The 636-nt window shown below is 53.6% G+C and carries 1 protein-coding gene; it reads left to right on the plus strand.

Going from position 1 to position 636, the window contains the following annotated elements; all coding sequences use genetic code 11:
- Nucleotides 1-123 precede the first annotated feature (123 nt).
- Nucleotides 124-357, plus strand: coding sequence for a DUF4189 domain-containing protein (locus AC2YI2_RS35130; RefSeq protein WP_487391138.1), 234 nt, complete (start codon nucleotides 124-126; stop codon nucleotides 355-357).
- Nucleotides 358-636: the final 279 nt, after the last annotated feature.

The following is a 636-nucleotide window of genomic DNA, read 5'->3' on the forward strand; positions in this document are numbered from 1 at the left end:
GCGACGATTTCTTCGCCTCGGGAATTCGGACTATTTTTGGGGCGAACCCGTGGAGGTCTATTGCGCTGCCTTATCCCCTAGTCATGATAGCTTCGAACAACGTCCCTTAAGCCACGAGATATCATGAACAAGTACTTCCGCGTTGCCCTCGCCACATCAGCTCTATTCATTACCGTCGCCAGCACCTCACCGGCATTTGCGTGGGGCTGCGTCGCCGTGTCCGAAAACGGAACCTACGGCTACAGCTACAATTTCGGCGATCAGGGCGACGCATCGGATCGCGCGCTCAACGAATGTGCGACACGCGCGACCACCGATCAAACGTGCAAAACCACCGAGTGCAACCAGGATTGGTGATCACTATAAAAGGCGGGCCCCAGCGCCTCCTCGTGACTGCGACCAGTGTCCAAGCGCGTCGTCAAGTAACCTCGCTTGACGGCAAGCCAACGGCCCATCCTACCTGAAGACACAACTAAAGATTGTTTTTTGAAAGAATGCTTGGGTGACTTGAGCGATGTAAGGGTTGGCTCTTTCAATGGGTTGGACTTGAAGCCAAGGTCGTATACGACTTCACGCCAAGTGGATTGAAAGCAACTTTGTCGCAACCATAAGTAAAATGGCATATGCTGGCGGCGA

Source organism: Rhizobium sp. SRI_017 (genome assembly GCF_057586295.1).